Origin of the sequence: Streptomyces sp. P17 (assembly GCF_032436805.1) — a bacterium.
In the GTDB taxonomy this organism is placed as follows: domain Bacteria; phylum Actinomycetota; class Actinomycetes; order Streptomycetales; family Streptomycetaceae; genus Streptomyces.
In genome coordinates this window covers 1-21,292 of the sequence record NZ_JAVRBF010000078.1, presented here as the reverse complement: position 1 = coordinate 21,292, position 21,292 = coordinate 1, and the positions used below count along the sequence as shown (strand labels likewise).

General features: G+C 71.2%; 22 protein-coding genes. 12 read left to right on the top strand and 10 right to left on the bottom strand.

Features of this window, described 5'->3' with window-relative positions; genetic code table 11:
* The first annotated feature begins 65 nt into the window (after positions 1-65).
* Positions 66-392, top strand: a complete 327-nt coding sequence (locus RMT89_RS35240; protein WP_315887826.1) for a LuxR C-terminal-related transcriptional regulator — start codon at positions 66-68, stop codon at positions 390-392.
* 46 nt (positions 393-438) lie between these two features.
* On the opposite strand, the gene RMT89_RS35235 is transcribed toward RMT89_RS35240, so the two are convergent.
* Genes RMT89_RS35235 through RMT89_RS35220 form a run of 4 tightly spaced genes read right to left on the bottom strand, consistent with a single transcriptional unit; the run spans position 439 to position 4,917 of the window.
* On the bottom strand, positions 439-1,641 hold the full coding sequence (locus tag RMT89_RS35235) for a Gfo/Idh/MocA family oxidoreductase (protein ID WP_315887825.1): 1,203 nt from the start codon (positions 1,639-1,641) through the stop codon (positions 439-441).
* A gap of 14 nt (positions 1,642-1,655) precedes the next feature.
* Positions 1,656-2,999, bottom strand: coding sequence for a sugar ABC transporter substrate-binding protein (locus RMT89_RS35230; RefSeq protein ID WP_315887824.1), 1,344 nt, complete (start codon positions 2,997-2,999; stop codon positions 1,656-1,658).
* Between the two features lie 10 nt (positions 3,000-3,009).
* Positions 3,010-3,933 (bottom strand): carbohydrate ABC transporter permease, encoded by a 924-nt coding sequence (locus RMT89_RS35225; RefSeq protein ID WP_315887823.1) that lies wholly within the window; start codon positions 3,931-3,933, stop codon positions 3,010-3,012.
* A gap of 18 nt (positions 3,934-3,951) precedes the next feature.
* Positions 3,952-4,917: a sugar ABC transporter permease gene (locus tag RMT89_RS35220; protein ID WP_315887822.1), complete on the bottom strand. Its 966-nt coding sequence runs from the start codon at positions 4,915-4,917 to the stop codon at positions 3,952-3,954.
* Between the two features lie 188 nt (positions 4,918-5,105).
* On the opposite strand from RMT89_RS35220, the gene RMT89_RS35215 reads away from it, so the two are divergent.
* Positions 5,106-6,266, top strand: a complete 1,161-nt coding sequence (locus RMT89_RS35215; RefSeq protein WP_315887821.1) for an ROK family transcriptional regulator — start codon at positions 5,106-5,108, stop codon at positions 6,264-6,266.
* Between the two features lie 110 nt (positions 6,267-6,376).
* Positions 6,377-6,562, top strand: coding sequence for a hypothetical protein (locus tag RMT89_RS35210; RefSeq protein ID WP_315887820.1), 186 nt, complete (start codon positions 6,377-6,379; stop codon positions 6,560-6,562).
* 117 nt (positions 6,563-6,679) lie between these two features.
* Here the strand turns inward: RMT89_RS35210 and RMT89_RS35205 are convergent, their stop codons facing one another.
* The 3 genes from RMT89_RS35205 to RMT89_RS35195 form a co-directional block, all read right to left on the bottom strand.
* Positions 6,680-8,074 carry a S1 family peptidase gene (locus RMT89_RS35205; protein ID WP_315887819.1) on the bottom strand — a complete coding sequence of 465 codons (1,395 nt, stop codon included), beginning with the start codon at positions 8,072-8,074 and terminating at the stop codon, positions 6,680-6,682.
* Between the two features lie 96 nt (positions 8,075-8,170).
* Positions 8,171-8,986: an SAM-dependent methyltransferase gene (locus RMT89_RS35200; protein WP_315887818.1), complete on the bottom strand. Its 816-nt coding sequence runs from the start codon at positions 8,984-8,986 to the stop codon at positions 8,171-8,173.
* 46 nt (positions 8,987-9,032) lie between these two features.
* Positions 9,033-10,046 carry a hypothetical protein gene (locus RMT89_RS35195; RefSeq protein WP_315887817.1) on the bottom strand — a complete coding sequence of 338 codons (1,014 nt, stop codon included), beginning with the start codon at positions 10,044-10,046 and terminating at the stop codon, positions 9,033-9,035.
* Between the two features lie 78 nt (positions 10,047-10,124).
* Between RMT89_RS35195 and RMT89_RS35190 the strand changes: the two genes are divergently transcribed.
* Positions 10,125-10,511, top strand: a complete 387-nt coding sequence (locus tag RMT89_RS35190; protein WP_315887816.1) for a PPOX class F420-dependent oxidoreductase — start codon at positions 10,125-10,127, stop codon at positions 10,509-10,511.
* 239 nt (positions 10,512-10,750) lie between these two features.
* Here the strand turns inward: RMT89_RS35190 and RMT89_RS35185 are convergent, their stop codons facing one another.
* Together RMT89_RS35185 and RMT89_RS35180 are read right to left on the bottom strand one after the other, a co-directional pair.
* The gene (locus tag RMT89_RS35185) at positions 10,751-11,170 is read right to left on the bottom strand and encodes a zinc ribbon domain-containing protein (RefSeq protein WP_315887838.1); all 420 of its coding nucleotides are present in this window, start codon (positions 11,168-11,170) and stop codon (positions 10,751-10,753) included.
* Between the two features lie 136 nt (positions 11,171-11,306).
* Positions 11,307-12,047, bottom strand: coding sequence for a TetR family transcriptional regulator (locus tag RMT89_RS35180; RefSeq protein ID WP_315887815.1), 741 nt, complete (start codon positions 12,045-12,047; stop codon positions 11,307-11,309).
* Positions 12,048-12,169: 122 nt separating this feature from the next.
* Here RMT89_RS35180 and RMT89_RS35175 point away from each other — a divergent pair, with 122 nt between their 5' ends.
* The 4 genes from RMT89_RS35175 (at position 12,170) to RMT89_RS35160 (ending at position 14,787) form a co-directional block, all read left to right on the top strand.
* Complete coding sequence (locus tag RMT89_RS35175) at positions 12,170-12,802, top strand: DUF6629 family protein (RefSeq protein WP_315887814.1); 633 nt, start codon at positions 12,170-12,172, stop codon at positions 12,800-12,802.
* Between the two features lie 202 nt (positions 12,803-13,004).
* Complete coding sequence (locus RMT89_RS35170; RefSeq protein WP_315887813.1) at positions 13,005-13,730, top strand: nucleotidyltransferase family protein; 726 nt, start codon at positions 13,005-13,007, stop codon at positions 13,728-13,730.
* Complete coding sequence (locus tag RMT89_RS35165; protein ID WP_315887812.1) at positions 13,727-14,014, top strand: hypothetical protein; 288 nt, start codon at positions 13,727-13,729, stop codon at positions 14,012-14,014. The genes RMT89_RS35170 and RMT89_RS35165 overlap by 4 nt, the downstream gene beginning before the upstream one ends.
* Entirely contained in the window at positions 14,011-14,787 is a 777-nt protein-coding gene (locus RMT89_RS35160) for a metallophosphoesterase (RefSeq protein ID WP_315887811.1), read from the top strand. The genes RMT89_RS35165 and RMT89_RS35160 overlap by 4 nt, the downstream gene beginning before the upstream one ends.
* A 132-nt stretch (positions 14,788-14,919) precedes the next feature.
* Here RMT89_RS35160 and RMT89_RS35155 read toward each other — a convergent pair whose 3' ends face one another.
* Positions 14,920-15,483 carry a hemerythrin domain-containing protein gene (locus tag RMT89_RS35155; protein ID WP_315887810.1) on the bottom strand — a complete coding sequence of 188 codons (564 nt, stop codon included), beginning with the start codon at positions 15,481-15,483 and terminating at the stop codon, positions 14,920-14,922.
* Between the two features lie 242 nt (positions 15,484-15,725).
* Between RMT89_RS35155 and RMT89_RS35150 the strand changes: the two genes are divergently transcribed.
* The 4 genes from RMT89_RS35150 (at position 15,726) to RMT89_RS35135 (ending at position 21,072) form a co-directional block, all read left to right on the top strand.
* Complete coding sequence (locus RMT89_RS35150) at positions 15,726-16,931, top strand: polysaccharide pyruvyl transferase family protein (protein ID WP_315887809.1); 1,206 nt, start codon at positions 15,726-15,728, stop codon at positions 16,929-16,931.
* 33 nt (positions 16,932-16,964) lie between these two features.
* On the top strand, positions 16,965-18,419 hold the full coding sequence (locus RMT89_RS35145) for an FAD-dependent oxidoreductase (RefSeq protein WP_315887808.1): 1,455 nt from the start codon (positions 16,965-16,967) through the stop codon (positions 18,417-18,419).
* 126 nt (positions 18,420-18,545) lie between these two features.
* Positions 18,546-19,637, top strand: a complete 1,092-nt coding sequence (locus RMT89_RS35140) for a substrate-binding domain-containing protein (protein ID WP_315887807.1) — start codon at positions 18,546-18,548, stop codon at positions 19,635-19,637.
* Positions 19,638-19,761: 124 nt separating this feature from the next.
* Entirely contained in the window at positions 19,762-21,072 is a 1,311-nt protein-coding gene (locus tag RMT89_RS35135) for a sugar ABC transporter substrate-binding protein (protein WP_315887806.1), read from the top strand.
* Positions 21,073-21,292 lie beyond the last annotated feature (220 nt).

The window sequence follows — 21,292 nt, the reverse complement described above, 5'->3', positions numbered from 1 at the left end:
CCGTCCTGCCGCTGCGCGCCGGCGCCCGCGGATATCTCCTCAAGGACGCCGACAGCGCCGAGATCGTGCGCGCCGTCCTCACCGTCGCCTCGGGCAACGCCGTGTACGGCCAGGCCGTGGCCCGCAGGATCGTCGACTTCTTCACCGGCGCGCACCGCGACTACGCGGCTCAGGTCTTCCCCGAACTGACCGAGCGGGAACGGGAGGTCCTGGACCTGGTCGCGCTGGGCCTCGGCAGCCATCAGATCGCCGGGCGCCTGGTCCTGGCGGAGAAGACGGTCCGCAACCATGTGTCGGCGATTCTCTGCAAGCTCCAGGTCGCCGACCGGGCCGCGGCCGTCGCCCGGGCCCGTGACGCGGGAATGGGCGGGCCACCGCGGCGTACCGGATGACAGGGCCGGTGCCGCACGGGACCCGCACGGCACCGGCCTCACCGCCTCACGCCAGCGGCGCGTCCCCGAAGTCCGGGATCGTCAGCCTCGCCCCACCCTGCCGCGCCGACTCGTGGGCGATGACGCCCGGCAGGGTGTAGCGGGCCGCGACCCACGCGTTCACGGACGGCAGGGTGCGGGTGTTGACCGCGGTCACGAAGTCGTCCACCAGGAAGTGGTGGCTGCCCTCGTGGCCGTTGGGCAGGTTGTCGAACTCCCGCGGCAGGCGCGAACGCTCGTGCACCGGTGCCGAACCCGAGGTGAAGGCGGCCCGCAGTTCCGGTGCGATGTGCTGGAGCGACGGGTCGTCGGGGGACAGCGTGGACTTGGGCTCCAGCAGTTCGCTGATGTCCTTCACCCCGTTCTTGTCCTGCCAGAAGGCGACCGTGGCGAGCTGTTCCATGCTCGCTTCCGTCCCGAAGAAGCGGAAACGCGACTCCCGTATGTGGGAGGGGTATCCGACCCGCCGGAACTCGTTCGTACGGAACGATCCGCCGCCCGCCACCTCGAACAGCGCGGTGGCGTTGGACACATCGTTGCCGAACTGGCTGACGCTCTTGTCGAAGACGCCGTCACCCCGCTCGTCCACGACCCCGATCGCCGACACGCTCACCGCGTGCGTCTGCCAGGCACCGAGCACGCCGCCCACCGCGTGCGTCGGGTACAGCAGCGGGGGATAGGACGCGGTGGCCTTCCAGTTCTCGCCGCCGCTGTACTGGTACGCCTCGTAGAACCCCAGATCCATGTCGTGGACGTAGTCGCCCTCGGCGTAGAAGATCCGCCCGAAGGCGCCCTCGGCGATCTGGTTGCGGGCGTGGACGGTCGCCGGGTTGTACTGGCTGGTCTCGCCCATCATGTAGGTCAGTCCGGTCGCCTTGACCGCCTCGATGATCGCGGCGATCTCCTCCGTGGTGATCGCCATGGGGACGGCGGAGTAGACGTGCTTGCCGGCGTTCAGGCCCTGGAGCACGAGCGGGCCGTGGGTCCAGCGCTGGGTGAAGATCGCGACCGCGTCGATCGCCTTCGACTCCAGCATCGCTTCGTAACTGGGGAACGTGCCCGACAGCCCTTCGGCGGCCGCCAGTTGCTCGGCCCGCTCCGGCAGCAGGTCGGTGACATGGACGTCGCTGACGCCGGGGTGGGCGAGGAACAGCTTGGCGAAGCTGCCGGAGAACTGCCCGGCGCCGACGATGCCGAGGGAGAACGTCATGGAGTCAGTGCCTTTCACTGGCCGAGGATGAAGTTGATCTGGTCGTTGGTCTTGGTCAGCCCGCTCACCGGGGCGTCGTTGGCGAAGACGTCCTGCATGGCGGGGCGCATCAGGGCGTAGACGTCCGCCGCGTAGTCGGTGATCGGGAAGGAGAAGGTGGTGGAGTCCTGCTGGTCGGTGACCGGTTCGGTGAACGCGGACACGTCGATGCCCTTCTTCTCGTACGCGGCCACCGCGGCCTGGGTGCCGTCGGGGGTCGCGGGGAAGACGATGCCGTAGCCGCCGACGGTCTTCTGGCACTCGTTGGAGGCCAGGTACTGGACCCACTTCTTCGCGCCCGCCTTGTTGTCGGCGTTCTTGGTGATGGAGTCGGCGAGGCCGTTCATCATCGTGGCGCGCTTGCCGGTCGGTCCGGTGGGGGTGACGGCGGTGCCGACGTCGAGGCCCTTGGTGCCGTAGTACGTGGAGATCATCCAGGCGCCGTCGAAGGAGGTCGCCGCCTTGCCGGCGGCGAGCTGGGCGTTGGCCGGGTTGGCGCCGTCGGTGTAGTCGGTGAAGGGCGCGAGATAGCCCTTCTTCGCCAGGCCGAAGTACCAGTCGATCACCGACTGGAAGCTCTTGTCACCGTACTGGTACTCGGTGCCCCAGCGGGCCTTGTCGGTGTAGCGCCAGCCCGCCGAGGCGGCGAACGGGCTCCAGGTGGTCTGTCCGTCGCTGTCGCCCGCGCCGCCGGTGGCGAGGCCGTACACCTTGACGTTGTTCTTGTCGAAGCCCTCCTCGTCACCCCGCTTGCCGTTCTTGTCGACGGTGAGGTGGGCGATGGCCTTCTCGAAGGTGCCCCCGTCCTCGGGGTTCCAGGAGAGGGTGCCCAGCTCCTCGGCGGTGAGGCCGGCCTCCTCGGTCATCTTCTCGTTGTAGAAGAGGGCGACGGTGTCCCAGTCCTTCGGGGCGCCGTAGCGATGGCCGTCCTGGCCCTTCCAGTTGGCGGCCAGGCCCTCCTGGTAGGCGGAGTCGTCGATGCCCAGGTCGTCCAGCGGTTCGAGGACGTTCAGGTCGGCGAACTGGCCGAACTTCTGGATGTGGTCGGTGAAGACGTCCGGTTCGGTGCCCGCGATGAAGCTGGCGGTCAGCTTGGTCCAGTAGTCGGCCCAGCCCAGCTGGGTGATCTTCACCTTCAGGCCCGGGTTCCGCTTCTCGAAGTCCTTGGCGCAGGCCTGGTACGCGGGCAGCTGGTTGGCGTCCCACAGCCAGTACGTCACCGTGTTCCCGCCCGACCCGGCCGCGCCGCCCTGCGCGCATCCGGACACCAGGGACAACGCGAGCGCTCCGGTCAGCGCCACGACGGTACCAATTCGCATGCCAGTCCCCTTACTTGACGCCCGTGAAGCTGATGGTGCTGACGATGCGGCGCGCGAAGAACCCGAAGAGCAGCAGCATCGGGAGCGCGGCGATGAGCGTGGCCGCCATCAGACCGGACCAGTCGTAGCCGGTCTGCGGGGTCTGCGCCCGGAAGATCGCCAGGGCCACGGTGAGCACGCGCGAGCTGTCGCTGTAGGACACCATCAGCGGCCAGAAGTAGTCGTTCCAGGCGGTGATGTACGTCAGCACGCCCAGCGTGAGGATCGGGGTGGACGCCATCGGCAGCATGACCCGGAAGAAGATCCGGATCTTTCCGGCCCCGTCGAGCAGGGCCGCCTCCTCGACCTCGCGGGGCACGTTCATGAAGAACTGGCGCAGGAAGAACACCGCGAACGGGGTCATGAACATCGTCGGCAGGGCGACGCCCAACAGGTTGTCGACCAGGCCGAGTTCCTTGATGAGCACGAAGTTCGGCAGCAGCGTGAAGATGGTCGGCACCATCAACCCGGCGAGGAACAGGGCGAACACCTTGTCCCGGCCGCGCCAGCGCAGCCGTGCGAAGGCGTAGGCGGCCATGGCGGAGAAGAAGATCTGGCAGACGGTGATCAGGGTCGACACGATGACCGAATTGATCAGATAGCGCCAGAACTTCAGCCCGCCGCCCGAGCCGCCCTGGGCGATGGCCTCCTCGGTGGACTGAAGACCCAGGGCCCGTTCGAAACCGCCGGTCGTCAGGTCGACGGGGAGCAGGTTGCCGGGGTGGGCGGCGAGCGCGGTGTTGGAGGAGAGCGCGGTGCGCAGGATCCAGTAGAACGGCAGCAGGGTGATCAGCACGATCGCGGCCATCGCCGTCCAGGCCACGATCCGGCCGGGGGAGAGCCTGCGGGGCCGGGAGGCCCGTATCTTCGTGGTGGTCGCCGTCACGGCAGTCATGTCGGTTGCTCCCTTCCGTCAGCCGAGGTCGGTCTGGCCGGCCCGGGTGAGCCGGTACTGGAGGAATGTGATCGCGCTCAGCACGACGAGCAGGGCCACGGACATCGCGGAGGCGTAGCCGAACTGGAAACGGCCGAAGGCGGCGCCGTAGATGTAGTACTGGAGCACATTGGTGGCGTTGGCGGGTCCGCCCGCGGTCGTCACGGCGACCGTGTCGAACACCTGGAAGGAACCGATCACCGTCATGATCAAGACGACCGCGAGGACCGGCCTGAGCAGCGGCATGGTGATCCTCCAGAACATCCGCCACTCGCTCGCGCCGTCCACCTTGGCCGCCTCGTACATGTCGTTCGGGATCGCCTGGAGCCCGGCGAACAACAGCAGCGCGGTGTAGCCGACATGGCGCCACACATTGATCAGAGCGATCGTCGGGATCGCCCAGGTCTCGTCGGCGAGGAAGGGGATCCGGTCGGCGCCGACCGCGGCGACGATCTCGTTGCCGATGCCGAGCTGGGTGTCGAGCACCCACAGCCAGACGATGCCCGCGACGACGTTGGACATCAGATAGGGCGTCAGCACGATGCCGCGCAGCACCGCCGACTGCGTCAGCCGCTGCAGCAGGACGGCGATGGCGAGCGCCGCCGCCGTCTGGACGCCGATGTTGATGACCACGTACTCGACGGTGACCCACAACGAGTCCCAGAAGATGGGGTCGTTGACCATCCGCACGTAGTTGTCCAGGCCCACCCACTCGGCCGGGGTGAGCAGGTTGAAGCGTGTGAAGCTCAGATAGATGCCCCGCAGCGTGGGCCAGAGCAGGAAGACCACGAAGCCGAGCAGGGCGGGTGCGAGGAAGACGGCGGCAAGCCGCCCGTCGCCCCTCGCTTCCCGGGCCCCCGCCCGTTCGGTTTTCGGCCTGGTCCGTGCCCCCTCGGCGCCGCCCAGGGGCAGGCGCGACGGTGGGCTGCTGGAGGCGATGGTCATCGGGAGACTCCCTCGTCCGCGGCGGCTCGTCCTCGGTCACTTACTTTTGAGGCGAAAGAATCTGGCCGTCAAGGGGCGTGCGGACATCTTTTCCCGGCCGGGTCCCCGGCCGTACAGTGACCTTGTTGTTTCCGTGGTGAAAAAATCTGTACGAGAAGACGTACGAGAAGACGAGAGGGCCGAACGTCATGACCGCAGCCGTCGCCGACTGGCTTCCGCTGAGCGCGGGAGAGCGCTCGGTGGCGATCGAGGTGCTCGTCGGCGGACCGCTGTCGCGCACCGAACTCGCCCGGCGCCTGAACCTCTCGCCCGGCAGCCTCACCCGGCTCACCAAGCCCTTGATCGAGTCCGGACTGCTCGTCGAGGTCCCCGAGGCGGGCACCCCGGCCGAGGTCCGCCAGGGCCGCCCCTCCCAGCCCCTCGACGTCGTCGCCGAGTCCCGCTCCTTCGTCGGCTACAAGATCACCGCCGACATGGTCTACGGCGTCGTCACCACCCTCAGGAGCGACATCGTCGCCCGCCTCGACCGCCCGCTCACCACGCACGACCCCGCCGAAGTCGCCGACCTGCTGGCGGAGATGACCGCCGAGCTCGCCCGTGACTTCCCCCGGCTCGCCGGGATCGGCATCGGTGTCGGCGGCCTCGTCCAGGGCCGCACCGTCGTCGCCGAATCCCCCTTCCTGAACTGGCGGGACGTCCCGCTGGCCGCGCTCGTCGAGGAGCGCGCCGGGCTGCCCGTCGTGGTCGAGAACGACGTCGCCGCCCTCACCGAGGCCGAGACCTGGTTCGGCTCGGGGCGCGGTCTCGACCGGTTCGTCGTGCTCACCATCGGCGCAGGGCTCGGCTACTCACTGGTCCTCGGCGGCCGGCGGGTGCCCTGCGACGAGGAGGACCGCGGCTTCGGCCGGCACTGGATCATCGATCCGCACGGTCCGCTCACCCCGGACGGCGCCCGCGGCAGCGCTGTGTCGATGCTCACCATCCCCAACATCCGCTACCAGGTGCAGGCAGGCACCGGCCGGGACTGGACGTACGAGGAGATCCTCAGGCTCGCCGCCGCCGGGGACCCGCTGCCCGCCCGGGTCGTCGACGAAGCGGCCCGCGCCCTCGGCATCCTGGTCGCGCAGATCGCCAACTTCGCCATGCCGCAGCGGATCCTGCTGGCCGGCGAGGGGGTCGGCCTGATGGACGTCGCCGGGGACAAGGTGACGCAGACCATCTGTGACCACCGCCACCCGCTGGCCGCCCCCGTCGACCTGGAGACCAGGATGTCCGACTTCCATGACTGGGCGCGCGGCGCCGCCGTCCTCGCCATCCAGGTGCTGGTGCTGGGCGCGGCCGAAGCCTGAACGGGGGTGCGGGCCTTGAGGTATGGCCGTGATCGGACGTGATCAGCAACACGGTCCGTTATGTCCGCATTGGCCCTGCTTGCTCACGTCGCCTTCACCTCCGTGGCCGTATGCTTCACAACATGTCCACCAGTGTTGAACCCGTTTCCGATCGATCGGCTGACGAGGTCAACGAGGAGATCCGGGCCCTGTGGCGCCGGGCGGGCGGGACACTGAGCGTCGAGGAGCGCGAGGAGTACCAGCGACTCGTCATGGAGTGGGCCGCAGCGGCCCCGCAGCCGGTGAACGCGGCCTGACGCTCCCCGAGGACCGCCGAGCCTCGAAGACCCCCGTGGGCACCCCGACTTGACGGGTGCCCCTTTTACTTCCCCACGAAAGTGACGGCGCCGCCTCATCCCAGGCGCGCCGCCCCCTCACCCCCAAGTCGCCGAGTAGTACCGCTGATACGCCTTGCGGTCCTGCTCCGCCCGGATGAACCGCGTCGCCGCCAGCGCCACCAGCGACCCCGCGATGATCAGCAGCCCCGGCCCCACATTCCGCGGATCGGCCAGCCGGGCCAGCAGCTGCGACCCCTCGACCCCGCCGCCGACCGGCGCCGACGACCCCGGCGAGGCCGCCCCGGGCGCGATCGCGCTCTGCGTGGCCGACGCCGAGGGCTGAGGCGAGGGCGCCGCACTCTGCTGCCCGGCTCCCGCGCCCGCGCCTTGCGGGGCCGCGGTGATCAGCTGGACGCCCACCTCGGCCAGCGCCTTGGTCACCGGCTGGAAGAACGTCGTCCCGCCCGAGGCACAGTCCCCGCTGCCGCCCGAGGTCAGACCGAGCGCGACGCCCTCCGAGAACATCGGCCCGCCGCTGTCCCCGGGTTCCGCGCACACATTCGTCTCGATCAGCCCGGTCACCGTGCCCTCGGGATAGTTCACCGTCGCGTTCAGCGCGGTCACCGTGCCGTCCCGCAGCCCGCTGGTGCTGCCGCTGCGGAACACCCGCTGCCCGACCGACGGATCGCCCGCCCCGGTGATCCGCACCCCCTGGCCCTCGCCGATGGCCACCACGTCGGCGCCGTCTCCCGCGTCCCCGCTCGCGTACTGCACCAGCGAGAAGTCGCCGCCGGGGAAGCTCTGCCGGACCGTGCTGCCGACCTGTTCCCGGCCGCGGCTGTCGGTGAACCACACCGAGCCGTTGGGCCCGCAGTGCCCGGCCGTGAGAATGAAGTCCCGCCGCCCGTCGGTCACGTTGAAGCCCGCCGAGCAGCGGCCCGCGGTCGACAGGATGGGCAGCGCGCCGTTCAGCCGGGTGGTGAAGGTGCCCTCGGTGCGCTCCATCCGGACGAAGGTGCCGATGCCGCCCGCGACTTGCGTCAGCTGCGACCAGTCGTCCGAAGAGACGGTGCTGTCGCCCCGTACCACCACCTGGTTGGACCGGTAGTCCAGCGCCCAGGCCGTACCGGGCACCCGGGGCGCCGAACCCAGCGTCGAGGTCGCCGACTTGAGCTCGTTCATGCTGTGGGACACCATCTTCGGCCGGCCGCCCGCCCGGCGTACCTCGTCGGCGGCCCGCTCGTCGGTCACCGCGACGACCGGCCGTCCGTCGGCGCCGATCCAGCTGCCCGCCGTACGGGAGGTGCCGAGCCGTTCGACGAGATCGGCGCCCGTGTCCACGGCCGAGCGCACGGTCGCGCCCGGTGCGGCGGACGGGTCGGACGGCTCGCTCGCGACGGCGCGCGTCACCATCGCCGAGCCCAGCAGCAGACCTCCGACGGCCGCCAGCCGTGTCACTCGCCGGACGATCCGTCGTCGTGCGTGCCCCATGCCTGGCTCCCGAACCCGAGCAGCGCGGTGACAACACCGCGGGGCCCTCCCGGAGTTGAGGGCCCGCACTCCATACGCGGCCGGGCGCCCGAGCGTTCACCGCATGCGGGCGACCCCGCCGTACAGCGCCACCTCCGCCGGTTCGCTGCCCTCCGGGCGCCAGCGCGAGCACGACACCACACCCGGCTCCAGGAGTTCGAGTCCGTCGAAGAAGCGGGCGACGGCTTCGGGGGAGCGCTGGGTCAGCCGGGGCGTGCCGGTCTCGTTCCAGAACCGCACGGCCCGGTCCACGTCCGGCATCGCCGGGCTGGTCACCGTGTGCGACAAGGCGAGATGGCTGCCCGGCGGCAGCGCGTCCAGCAGCCGCCGCACGATCCCGTACGGATCCTCCTCGTCGCGGAGGAAGATCAGCACCGAGAGCAGCAGCAGACCGACCGGGCGGCTGAAGTCCAGGGTGGCGGCGGCGCGTTCCAGGATTGCCTCCGGGTTGCGCAGGTCCTCGTCGAGATGGTCGGTACGGCCCTCGGGGGAGCTGGTGAGCAGGGCCCGGGCGTGGACCAGTACCAGCGGGTCGTTGTCGACGTAGACGATCCTGGCGTCCGGGGCCAGGCGCTGGGCGACCTCGTGGGTGTTGTCCGCGGTGGGCAGCCCGGTCCCTATGTCGAGGAACTGGCGGATTCCGGCCTCGACAACGAGGTGTCGTACCGCGCGGCCCAGGAAGAGCCGGTCGGCGCGGGCGTAGTCGCCGATGGCCGGATGCAGTTCCCGGATCCGGTCACCGGCGATGCGGTCCACCTCGTAGTAGTCCCCGCCGCCCAGCCAGTAGTTCCAGATCCGGGCCGTGTGCGGCTGGAGGGTGTTGATGCGGGTGCACAGCGACGCGGCCTGGTTGGCCGGCGGGTTCTCCCTCACGGGACGGCTCCTGCGATGGCTGGATCGGTAGCTGTCAACCGGCAATCTAGACGGCCGAGTTGATGTTTGCCGAGGGGGCTGCACAACCCGGCCCGAGCAGGGTCCAGCTGGCTTGGTCGCCCCACACGGACGCCGGATCCACATACGGGCGCAGCAGGGCGGTCAGTTCCGGGTCGCCGCGGCCGTTGAGCTCGTCGGAGGCGATCTTGCGGGCGATCCCGGCGAGGAAGTCGGCGAGCTGCACCCGCGGATCCTCCCGGGAGACCACCAGCTGGACCCCGGTGAGGCGGATTCCGGCCAGGCGGGCCCGCTCCTCGATCCAGGCGATGCGCTCCGGCGTCAGCATGTTCTGCCGGTCGTGCACGATCCGTACGGCGGCCCCGCCCGCGCTCCAGTAGGCGGCCGTGGCGACGATGGCGGGCAGCAGGGGGTTGAGCACCGGAATCAGGGTCGGCAGCGCCGCCCGGTAGGAGTCCGCGCGGGACCGGGCCGCCGCGATCCGCCCCAGCGTCTGGCCCACCTCACCCGGGGCGGCCACCGGCCGCAGCGCGCCGACGGTACGGAAGAAGGCGTCGACCGGAGCCTCGGGCTCGCCGAAGTTGCGCACCCGCAGCAGTTGGTTGGCCGCCAGGAGGAACTCCCGCCAGGCTTCGTCCCCGAACAGCTCCCGCCCGCGCCGGTAGAGCGCCACGGCCTGCGTCCCGTCCCCGAGCAGCAGGTCCACCGCCCGGTCCACCACGAAGTACGCCTTCTCCGTCAGATGCACCTGGGCGGTGCCGTGGATCGGCCCCGAGGGGGCGAGCAGCCACTCCAGGACCGCCCGGTGCTTCTCCCTGAGCAGGTGGTTCGCCTTGTACTCCTCGGCGGGGGAGCGGATCCGGTCCCGGATCTCCTGCACGTAGGCGGCGGCCTCCGGCACCGGCAGCCGCACACTGGCATGCGCGAACACATCCGTGTTGCCGCCGGTGAGGTTCTCGCCGTCCGAGCCCGACTCGTCGCAGCACACCTCGACCGGCCGGCCGTTCGCCGCCGGTCGCCGGTCCCCGTCGCTTCCCGTCACCGCGCAGCCCCCTGTCGTGTGCCCAGACCCAGCATCCCTCACGAGGGGACCGCGAAGCTCCCGCTTAAACTGCCGTCCATGGACGACACGCCGCTGGAGCGGCTCGGCACCGGCCAGTACCTGCTGATCACCAGCTACCGCAAGAACGGCACCCCGGTGCCCACCCCGGTGTGGGTGGTGCCCGACGGCGACGGACTCGGCGCGTGGACGGTCGCCGACTCCTGGAAGGTCAAGCGCATCCGGGCCCGCGCCGATGTCCTCGTCGGCCCCTGCGACCTGCGGGGCAGGCCGACCGGCGACCAGATCCCGGCCACCGCCGAGATCACCGACCGGGAGACCGTGGCCCGTTACCGCAAGCTCATCGCCCGCAAGTACGGCATCGTCGGCCGCCTCACCCTGCTCGGCAGCCGGATCCGCCGGGGCGCGGACGGCACGGTCGGCATCCGCGTGACGCTCACGCCGTAGGACTGCCGGTCAACGGGCGGTCAACGGGCGGTCAACGGGCGGTCAACGGGCGGTCAACGGGCGGTCAACGGGCGGTCAACGGGCGGTCGCGGGCGGTCAACGGGCGGTCAACGGGCGGTCGCGGGCGGTCAACGGGCGGTCGCGGGCGGTCAACGGGCGGTCGCGGGCGGTCAACGGGCGGTCACCGAGAAGCCCGTACCGTCGCCGCCGACGAAGTCGTACGGCTGCCCCGACCGCGCTCAGGTCCAGGCGCGGTAGGGCTCGTCGACCAGCTGGAAGACGGGCTCGCCGCGGACCGGGTCCTTGGCCTGCGAGAGCCGGACGCGGTCCCCGCTGTGGATGCCGATCGGCGGGCCCATGACCCGGCCGCGCACCACGAACCCCTCGGCCATCTCGATCAGCGACACATTGCGCGCGGCCGGGGTGTTGCGGTGCACCACCGTGGAGTGGCGCACCGTCCCGGTGCCCTCGCTGCGCTCCGTGCGCAGGTCGCTGCCCTGGCAGACCGGACACAGCAGCCGGTGGTACATCGCGGTGCCGCACCAGGTGCAGCGCTGGAAGACCATGGCGTCCGAGTCCTGGGCCGCGCCGGTGGCTTCGAGCACGCCGACCGCGGAGCCGGCGGTCGGACGGGCCACGCTTCCTGAGTGGTGGTACACGCTGGTCAACTCCCTGCGCTCGGCCGGAGATCCACGCGCGCGGGACGGCCGCGCACGCACGTGCCCGGTCGCCGTGCCACCGTGCACACCAGCAGCGTATGGCACTCAGTGCCACAGGTAAAGGCACTGCGTACCCTCAATCTGAGCCGCGTCCCAGGGTGGTCTCGATCTCCTGGACCACCCGCCACAGCGGCGCACCCCGGCGCGAGACCACGACCACCACGTCGTCGGGCTCCTCGTCGGCCCGCGGCGCGGGAGCGGCGCCGAAGGCGGACTGCACATAGCCGAGCGCGTGATCGACGGTGGCGCTCGCGTCGCTGCGGCCGTCCGAACGCAGCCAGGAGCGCAGCGCGTTGTTGTGCGCCGCGACCACGGCGGCCGCGATCACATCGGCCTGGAGCGTGCCGTCGCGCCGGGCCGCGAAACGCGCCCGCAGATACTCGGCGAGCGCCCGCTCGTAGCGCCACACCACGGACAACTCGTAGGCGCGCAGACCCGGCACCTGCTTGGTGAGGCGGTAACGCTGCACCGAGAAGGTCGGATTCTCCGCGTACATGCGCAGCACCAGACGGGCCGCGTCGCACACCCGGCGCACCGGCTCCGCGTCCTGCTCACCGGCGGCCAGGAAGGCCGTCATGTCGGCCAGGCACCGCTCGTGGTCCGGGAAGACGACATCCTCCTTGGACGGGAAGTACCGGAAGAACGACCGCCGCCCCACCCCCGCCAGCGCCACGATGTCGTCCACCGTGGTCTGCTCGTACCCCCGCTCCAGGAACAGCTGAAAGGCCGCCGCGACCAGCGCCTCCCGCATCGGCGGCTTCACGGCCACCGCCTCCGCCTTCTCGCCGCGACCGGGCGCCGCACTGCTGGAGCTCATGGCCGGGAACGTAGCACCTGATCACCCCATATGGCACTCAGTGCTGTGCTGACGGGGAACTGAGTGCACTTGGCGTGGACAGGAGAAGATGGAAGCACTGCCCTTTCGACCCCGGGGGAGCGATGTGCTGGAGTGCGGAGGCCGACCTCGTGGCGGGCGTCGGCATAGCCGCCGTCGGCGTGGCCTGCGTGGCGCGGGTCCGACACGTCCGTGATCTGCCACTGGCCGCGCTGCCGTTGCTGCTGGGCGCCCACCAGCTGGTCGAGGCGGCGGTCTGGGCGGGGGACGGCGGGACCGGCCCGGCCACCGTCGCCTGGGCGGTCATCGCCCTTCCGCTGCTCCCGCTCTGGGTACCGGCGGGCGTCCTCGCCGCCGCGCCCCCGCAGGCCCGCCCCGGACTGCTGGCGCCCCTGGCCGTCGGAATCGCCACCGCGGCCGTGCTCGCCCACGCCCTCGCCACACGCCCGGTGAGAGCGGAGATCCGCGGCCACACCGTCGGCTACGTCCTGGACCTGTCGCACCCCGGGCTGCTGATCGCCGGATACCTGCTCGCCACCATCGGCTCACTCCTGCTCTCCGGCGACCGCGGTCTGGTGGGCCTCGGCGTTCTGGTCGCCGTGGGCGCGCTGATCTGTGCCGTGCTGTGGCGGACGGAGTTCGTCTCCACGTGGTGCGCCTTCGCGGCCGTGTGCTCGGTGGTCCTGCTCGGCTGGGTGCGAGGGCGCCGGACCGTGGCGTCGGGAGTGTCGGCGTGAATGTTTCCGCCGGGTTGAGGCCGCCGGACGCGGCGCCAGGTGTCTCCGCGTGACCGCCTGCGCTGGATCGAGGGCGCCGCGCGTGGCGTCGCGAGCCTCGGCGTGAACGCCTCCGCAGCCGGGTACTCGATGCCGCATCCCAGTCCGCCCCCGCCCTGGCAGAGGCACTGACCGGGACCGGCGCGCCGTGAAGGGAGAGGCCATGACGCAGAACGGCGAAAGCCCCGCGCCGACACGGCGAGCGGTGCTCCCCGAACTCCATCCGGTCTCCGGGAGCGCGGCACAGGAGAGCTCGCCCCCGCCGGAGCCCGTGCGGCTGCCGCTGCCCGATCGGCCCGACTCCGGCGACAGTGATCTGCCGCAGGACAGAAGCCAGGCGATCCTGGAGGCGGCCAAGCGGATCGGCGGGCTGCTCAAGGGCGGCGGCCACCTGTTCGCCCTCGCCGGAAGCGTGGCCGCCTACGCCCACGGCGCCGGCGCACGGCTTCAGCACGACGCCGACTTCTGCGTCCGGCGCGAGGACGCCGCAGCCGTCTCGGACACGCTGGCCGCAGCCGGCCTGACGGTGCGCACACCGCCCGAGGACTGGCTGATGAAGACCACGTGCCTGGGCCAGGAGGTCGACTTCCTCTTCGAGCTGGCGCACCGCCCGGTCACCACCGCGCTGCTGACCCGGGCCGAGCATCTCGCGGTCGACTCGGTCCACATGCCCGTCCTCGCCGCGACCGATCTGATGCGGGGCCTCATCGAGGCCTTCTCGGAGCACTACTGCGACTTCGGGCCGGTGCTCGCCGTCGCCCGGGCCGTGCGCGAGAAGGTGGACTGGGAGGCCGTACGCCGCGACTGCGGGGACGAGCCCATGCCCGCCGCGTTCTTCTTCCTCCTGGAGCGCCTGAACGTCATCGAACCCCGTAAGGAGGAGCGATGAACCACCCCCACCCAGGGCCCGCCCCCGGCACCGGCGGAGCGCACCACCTGGACTACCGGGTCGCCCATCTCACCGACCATCTGGCCGCCGGAACCCTCGGCGAACTGGGCGTACGGATCGAGATCCGGGGCGAAGCGGTGCTGCTGACCGGCACGGTCCCCTCCGCCCACTACCGCGACGAGGTGATCCGGCTCGCCCGTGAGGAGCTGCCGGACCACCCCGTCCACTTCGACCTCGTGGTCGCGGACGCCTCCACGCCCGATCACGCCGAGGACCTCCCGTGATCCGGGTCGCGGCGGTCGGCGACATCCACCTGGGGCCCGAGAGCCAGGGCGTGCTCCGGCCCTCCTTCGAGACGCTGCCCGAGACCGCCGACGTCCTGCTGCTCGCCGGCGACCTCACCCGGCACGGCACCGTGGACGAGGCCCGGGTGGTCGCCCGGGAGATCGAGGGGCTCGGGGTGCCGGTGGTCGCGGTCCTGGGCAACCACGACCATCACGACGACCGCCCCGAGGAGGTCAGCGCCGTGCTCCGGGACGCGGGCGCGCACGTCCTCGAAGGACAGTCGACGGTGGTGGGCCGCGACGGCGCCCGGATCGGGGTGGCCGGTACGAAGGGGTTCGGGGGCGGGTTCGTCGGCCGCTGCGCAGGGGAGTTCGGCGAGCCGATCATGAAGGAGTTCGTCCGGTACTCGCGCCGGTGTGCCGACGCCCTGTGCCGGTCGCTGGAAGAGCTCGGCGAGCAGGACTGCGACGTACGCGTCGCCCTCACGCACTTCTCCCCGGTGCCGGACACCCTGGCCGGTGAGCCGCCCGAGATCTATCCGTTCCTCGGCAGCTATCTCCTGGCCGAGGCGATCGACACGGCCGGTGCCGACCTCGCGGTGCACGGACATGCCCATCTGGGCACGGAGCACGGCCTGACCAGCGGCGGAGTGAAGGTGCGCAATGTGGCCCAGCCGGTCATCGGGCGGGCCTTCCACGTGTACCACCTGCCGGTGCGCGAGCCGGCGGCGAGCGTCGGCCGGGCTCGGGCCGGGGCAGCCGGAGCGTCCTGAGCCGGCTCGACGCGATCGGCTCCGTCAGCACCACGAGGGCCCGGGTGCGACGCGGTGATCGCCGGTTCCCGGGCCCTGCCTCGTGCGGGCGGCCGCCGCACAGTCGGCCGCCCGCACGGGTCCGTCGGACTGTCAGTCCTTCTTGCCGCGCCCGCTCAGCGCGTCCCGCAGCCGGTCGACCATGCCGACGCCGGGAGCCAGCAGCTTGTTGGCGGGCGGGGTGTCCGGGGCCGAGGGATGCGGGCGGGTAGGCGCCGCCTTCTTCGCCATCCGGACCTTGTCGCCGAGGTCGTCGAGAGTGGCTGCGGGACAGGTCGCGCGCAGCTTCGGGAAGAGGTTGGCCTCCTCGTCGGTGATGTGCGAGCGGACCTCGGTCATCAGCATGCCGACGAGCCGGTCGAACTCGGGATCGCTGACCTCGCAGCCCTCCAGGTCCTTCATGATCTGCTCGGCCCTGGAGTGATCGTCGATCTCCCGGTCGGCCAGCGCGTCCCCGCCGGGCAGATGCTCGCGCACGGCCGGGTAGAGGTAGGCCTCCTCGGCGACGGAGTGCCGCACGAGTTCCATCGTGGCCTGGTCGGCGTACAGCTTGCGGTCCTTGTGCCCGGGCGGCAGCGCCTCGATCCTGCCGAAGAGCTCCTGCACCTCGCGATGGTCGGTCACCAGTTCCTCGATCACGTTCCCACCGTGACCCATGGTCTTCACCTCCAGTCCGTGACGGCGGCCCGGGCGGGCTCGCCGCGGCCACCCGAGTGCCCGCCCGGCGCGCCCCCACACAGGCCACCGCCCGCCGGACGGACATCGTCCGCGTGACAGGGGTACCCGTCGCGGAACGGTGGCCCCCGCCGCGGAAAGGACGGGCGGCGCGACGGCGCCCATACTGTCCCTACGGGCGACTCCGCCCCGGTCCCCGCACCTCCTTCGCAAGGGAGTTCCGGATGACCCTCGACCAGTTCCCGCCTTCTCCCGCGCCGGACCTGCGCATCGGCCTGCTCGGCTCCTACGGCGGCTGCAACACCGGCGACGAGGCGATCCTGAAGTGCGTGCTGAGCTGCCTGCGCGCCCACCGCCCGCAGGCACGGCTCGTCGTCTTCAGCCGGAACGCCGAGCACACCCGCGTCCATCAACCGGCGGCCGACGCCGTGGTGGACTGGGAGGGAGTTCCGCAAAAATCCATGCTCGACACCCTGGCCGGCCTGGACCTGCTGGTGCTGGGCGGCGGCGGGATCCTCTACGACGGCGAGGCGCGCCGCTATCTGCGGCTGGTGCGGGCGGCACACGAACGCGGGGTGCCCACCTTCGCCTACGCCGTCGGCGCGGGTCCGCTGCGCGAGGCCGACGACCGCGAGGCCGTACGCACTGTGCTGCCCGCGATGACCGAGGTCGTCGTACGCGACGAGGAGTCCCGGCTGGTCCTGGAGGAGGTCGGCGTCGACCGCGACCTCACCGTCACCGCCGACCCCGCGCTGCTGCTGCCGCCCGAGCCGTTCACCGAGCAGATGATGCGGCAGGAAGGCCTCCCCCTGGACTCCCGGCTGGTCGGGATGTCCGTACGGGAGCCCGGCCGGGCGGCCGAGAAACTGGACGAGGCCGACTACCACGCCCTCCTCGCCGACGTCGCCGACTTCCTCGCCCGCCGCCTGAACGCGCACGTCGTCTTCGTCCCGATGGAACGCCAGGACGTCCGCCACGCCCACGGCGTGCTCTCCCGGATGAGCGCCCCGGACCTCGGCCGTATCCTCCACAACTCCTACAGCCCCGGCGAGATCCTCGGCTTCATGAGCCACCTGGACATCGTCGTGGGCATGCGCCTGCACGTCGTGATCTTCGCCGCGCTCACCGGACTGCCCGTGCTGCCGCTGCCGTACTCCGGCAAGGTCTTCGACTTCGCACGCCGGACCGGGGCGCCCGCGCTGGTCGGAGTGGCCAGGGAGCAGGCCGGACTGCTGCTCGCGGAGGTGGACCGGCTCTGGGACGAGTTCCCGCTGCGCCAGGAGGACCTCAAGGCGAGGGTGCTCGGCTTGCAGGAGCGGGCCCGGGAGACCTGTGTGCGCCTGGGGGCCATGCTGGACTCCCTCGACGGCGGCGTGCGGGCGGAACGCGCCGACCTGAGCCTGTTCACGCCGGGCTCGCGACCGGTCTGACGGGCGCATCACACGCTGCCGACGGGAGAAGCGATGCCGATCCTGCAACGACCCCAGCCCGACCGCACCGTCACCCTGCCCCCGCGCGAGGCCCGCCACGGCGGGCGCACGGACGTGCTGGTCGTCGGCGGCGGACCGGCCGGCACCGCGGCGGCCTACGCGGCGGCCGACGCCGGTGCCGACGTGGTGCTCGTGGAGCGCTACGGCTTCCTCGGCGGCAACGCCACGGTAGCCCTGGTCATGCCGCTGATGTCCTTCCACAACGAGCGCAAACAGGCCGTGTTCGACGGCGCGGGGCACAGCGGCCGGCTGCTGCCCACCGACCACGGCGAGGGCGATCCCGTGGTGGCGGGATTCCTCTGGCTGCTGCTGGACCGGCTCACCGAGCGCGGCGGCTGCGTGCCGCCGTCCCCCGATACCGGCTACACCGTCCCGTTCGACCCGGAGATCTACAAACTCGTCCTTCTCGACCTGCTCGACGAGGTGGGCGTACGCATGCTGTTCCACTCCTTCGCCTCCACCGCGCTGCCCCTCGACGACGGCTGGCGGGTGGTCTTCGAGACCAAGTCGGGGCCCGTGGTGATCGACGCGGGCGTCGTCGTCGACGGCACGGGGGACGGCGACATCGCCGCCGCCTGCGGAGCGCCGTACGAGATCGGCCGGCCGGAGGACGGGCTGGTGCAGCCGATGACGCTCATGTTCCGCATCGTCGACTTCCTCCAGCCGCGGTTCACCGAGTACGTGAACGAACACCCCGACCAGTGGCGGGGCGTGCACGGCCTGTGGGACCTCGTCCAGGCGGCCACCGAAACGGGCGAACTGCGGCTGCCCCGCGAGGACATCCTGTTCTTCGGCACCCCGCACCCCCGCGAGGTCAGCGTCAACAGCACCCGGGTCACCCGCGCGCTCGGCACCGATGTGTGGGACCTCAGCCGCGCCGAGTTCGCCGCCCGCCGCCAGATGGCCCAGATCGACCGCTTCCTGCGCCGGCGCGTGCCCGGCTTCGACGACTCCTACGTGGCACAGAGCGGCGTCCAGATCGGCGTACGGGAGACCCGGCGCATCCTCGGCGACTACCACCTGACCGGCCACGACATCCTCGCCGCGCGCTCCTTCCCCGACGCCGTCGCGCACGGCGCCTACCCCGTCGACATCCACAACCCCCGGGGCAGCGGCACCGTCCTCAAACGCGTCCCGCGCGGCGGCTTCTACGACATCCCGCTGCGCTGTCTGCTGCCCCGGGACACCGAACGGCTGCTGGTCGCCGGGCGGTGCATCTCGGGATCGCACGTGGCCCACTCCTCGTACCGGGTGATGCCCATCGCGATGGCGACCGGGCAGGCGGCCGGAGTCTGCGCGGCCCTGTCGGTCAGGCTCGGCCGAGGTCCACGCCAGGTGCCCCACCACCTGGTCCAGCGCACACTGCGCCGCCAGGGCGCCCACCTTCGCCTGGAACCGAGAGAACCCCTGCGGACGGCGTCGGACTAGGAGCCGTCCCCGACCGTGGCTCGGGGTGCGTCTGCGACGCCCCGCGATCGTATTGAGCGCAAACGATCGATACGATTGGGGGCGTAGAGTAAGCGCTCCTGATCACGCCACTGTCCAGGGGGAATCATGCGACTCCATGTCGACCAGCGCCATGAGCGCGTGCTGGAACTCGTCCGCGAACGGCGCAGCATCAGGGTCGCCGAACTCGCCGCCGAACTCGGCGTGTCCGCGGTCACGTTGAGGCGGGACGTGGAGGCGCTGGCCGCCCAGGGGCGGGTGCACCGGCTGCACGGCGCCGTGGTCTGGCCGGAGGAGACGGCGGTCGAACCGCGTGAGCGCCCGGCGGGGACCGGGGGCGCGGTGATCGGAATGATCGTGCCGACCACGAACTACATCTTCGCGGACATCGTGCGCGGGGCCCGGGAGGCCGTCGCGGCCCAGGGCGGGCGGCTCGTCCTCGGGGTGTCCGGGTACGTCGATGCGGAGGACTCCGTCCAGGCCGAGCACCTCATCGCCGGCGGCGCGGAGGCACTGCTCGTCGCGCCCAGCTGGTTCGGGGGCGTACCGGAGGGCGGCCAGGAGAAGTGGCTGCTGGAGCATGACGTCCCGGCCGTGCTGGTCGAACGGTCGGCCCCGCCCGGCAACCCCGCCGCCGTCCTGGACCGGGTCCGCACCGACCGCGCCCACGGTGCCGCCGTGGCCGTCGGGCACTTCGCCTCCCTCGGCCACCGCAAGATCACCGCGGTGCTCCAGGAGGGCCCGCACGCCACCCAGATCTCCGCCGGATTCCGGGCCGCGGTACAGGCCCTCGGGCTCGACGTCGACATCGACGCCCCCGCGGTGCGCGAGCACGGCGACTACGAGGCGAGCGTCGACCACCTCGTCGACGCCGTGCACAAGCGGGGTGTGACAGCGGCGCTGGTGCACAGCGACGAGGACGCGATCGTGCTGGTGCCGCGGCTTCAGGCCGCCGGTGTCCGGGTGCCGGACGACCTGGCGCTCATCGCCTACGACGACGAGGTCGCCGGCATGTCCGACGTGCCGCTCACCGCGATCGCCCCGCCGAAGCGCTCGGTCGGGGAACTGGCCGCCGAGCTGCTGCTCCAGCGGCTCGCCGAGCGCCGCGGCGGGCAGCAGCCCGGCCCCGGCCAACACCTCGATCTGCTGCCCGTACTGAGGATCCGCTCGTCCTGCGGTGGCGCTGCGATCACTCAGTGAGCGTTACGTTCGTTGTGCGATCGTTTTGATTGTCTTGGTCGAACGCTCTTGACGTCGATCGTCCGGGCACAAAAGATGTCCTGCGACCGCCTCTTCCCGTACGAGGTCTCGTAGGAGACGTGCAATGACGCGCACTACACGTTCGTTCCGCAGCACCGCCGCACTCGCCGCTGTCGCCGCCCTCGGCCTGCTCGCCACCGCCTGCGGCGGCGGCGGCGACTCGACCGACACCGCCGACGGCGGCAAGCCGGTCACCCTCACCTACTGGACCTGGACACTCGGGGCCAAGTCGACCGTCGAGGCGTTCAACAAGACGCACAAGGACATCAAGGTCGAGCTCACCGAGATACCCAGCGGAACCGAGGGCTACAGCAAGCTCGCCAACGCCGTGAAGGCGGGCAACGCGCCCGACGTGGCCACGATCGAGTACCAGATGGTCCCCGAGTTCGCCAGCCAGGGCAATCTGATCGACCTGACCGAATACGCAGGCGAAACGGTCAAGACGAAGTTCCCGCAGGCCGTCCAGGACCTGGTGACCTTCGGCGGCAAGACCTGGACCGTGCCCTACGACGCGGCCCCGCAGCTCTACTACTACCGCACCGACCTGTTCAAGAAGTACGGCATCGAAGTCCCCACCACCTGGGACGAGTTCAAGACGGCCGCCGAGAAGGTCAAGAAGCAGGACAAGAACGTCCGCCTCGCCTCCATGCCGAAGAACGACCCCGCGCTGCTGGCCGCCCTGTCCTGGCAGGCGGGCGCCAAGTGGTTCTCCGTCGAGGGCGACGCCTGGAAGCCCGCCGTGGACGACGCCGCCACCAACAAGGTCACCGGCTACTGGGACGGCCTGATCGAGGACGACCTCGTGCAGTCGTACACCGGCTACAGCCCCGAGGAGACCAAGGCCCGCACCTCCGGCAAGACCCTCTCCTTCCTCGGCGCCTCCTGGTCCGCGGGCGGCATGAAGACCGCCATGCCCGACCTCGCCGGCAAGTGGGCCGTCGCCCCCATGCCCCACTGGGGCACCGCCGCCACCGGCAACTACGGCGGCACCTCCTACGGCGTCCTCAAGGGCAGCGACAACGCCGAGGCGGCCGCCGAGTTCATCACCTGGCTCACCACGGACAAGGCCGGCGTCGAGGCCCGCCTCGCCGACCTGGAGTCGCCCAGCAGCGCCCTGCCGGCCAACCCGGAGATGCGTGAGGTGGCGGCGGCGAAGTTCGACACCGCGTACCTGAACGGCCAGGACCTGTACGCGCTCGCCTCGGAGCAGGCCGAGGCCATCGTGCCCGGCTGGACCTGGGGCCCGAACCAGATGGACGTCTACACCGCCGTCCAGGACGCGACCGCCAAGTCCGACTTCACCGGGGGCGTCAAGGCCGGCCAGCAGAAGGCCGAGTCGGGCATCACCGAACGCGGACTGAAGCTCGCGAAGTAGTCGCGCGGCGACCGATCAGCGGCCGGACCACCGGGACGCCCACTGTCCCGGCGGCCCGCGATCCCGGCGCACACCGCGCGGCGGGCTGACGGTCCGGCGGCCTGACGGTCCGGTGGTCTCCGCTGCCCGCCCGGCGGCCCGCACCGACTGCCTCCGCGTCCGGCGCCCTTCGCCGCCGGTGACCGGATTCCCTCCGCCTTCCGCCCTTCGCCGCTGACCG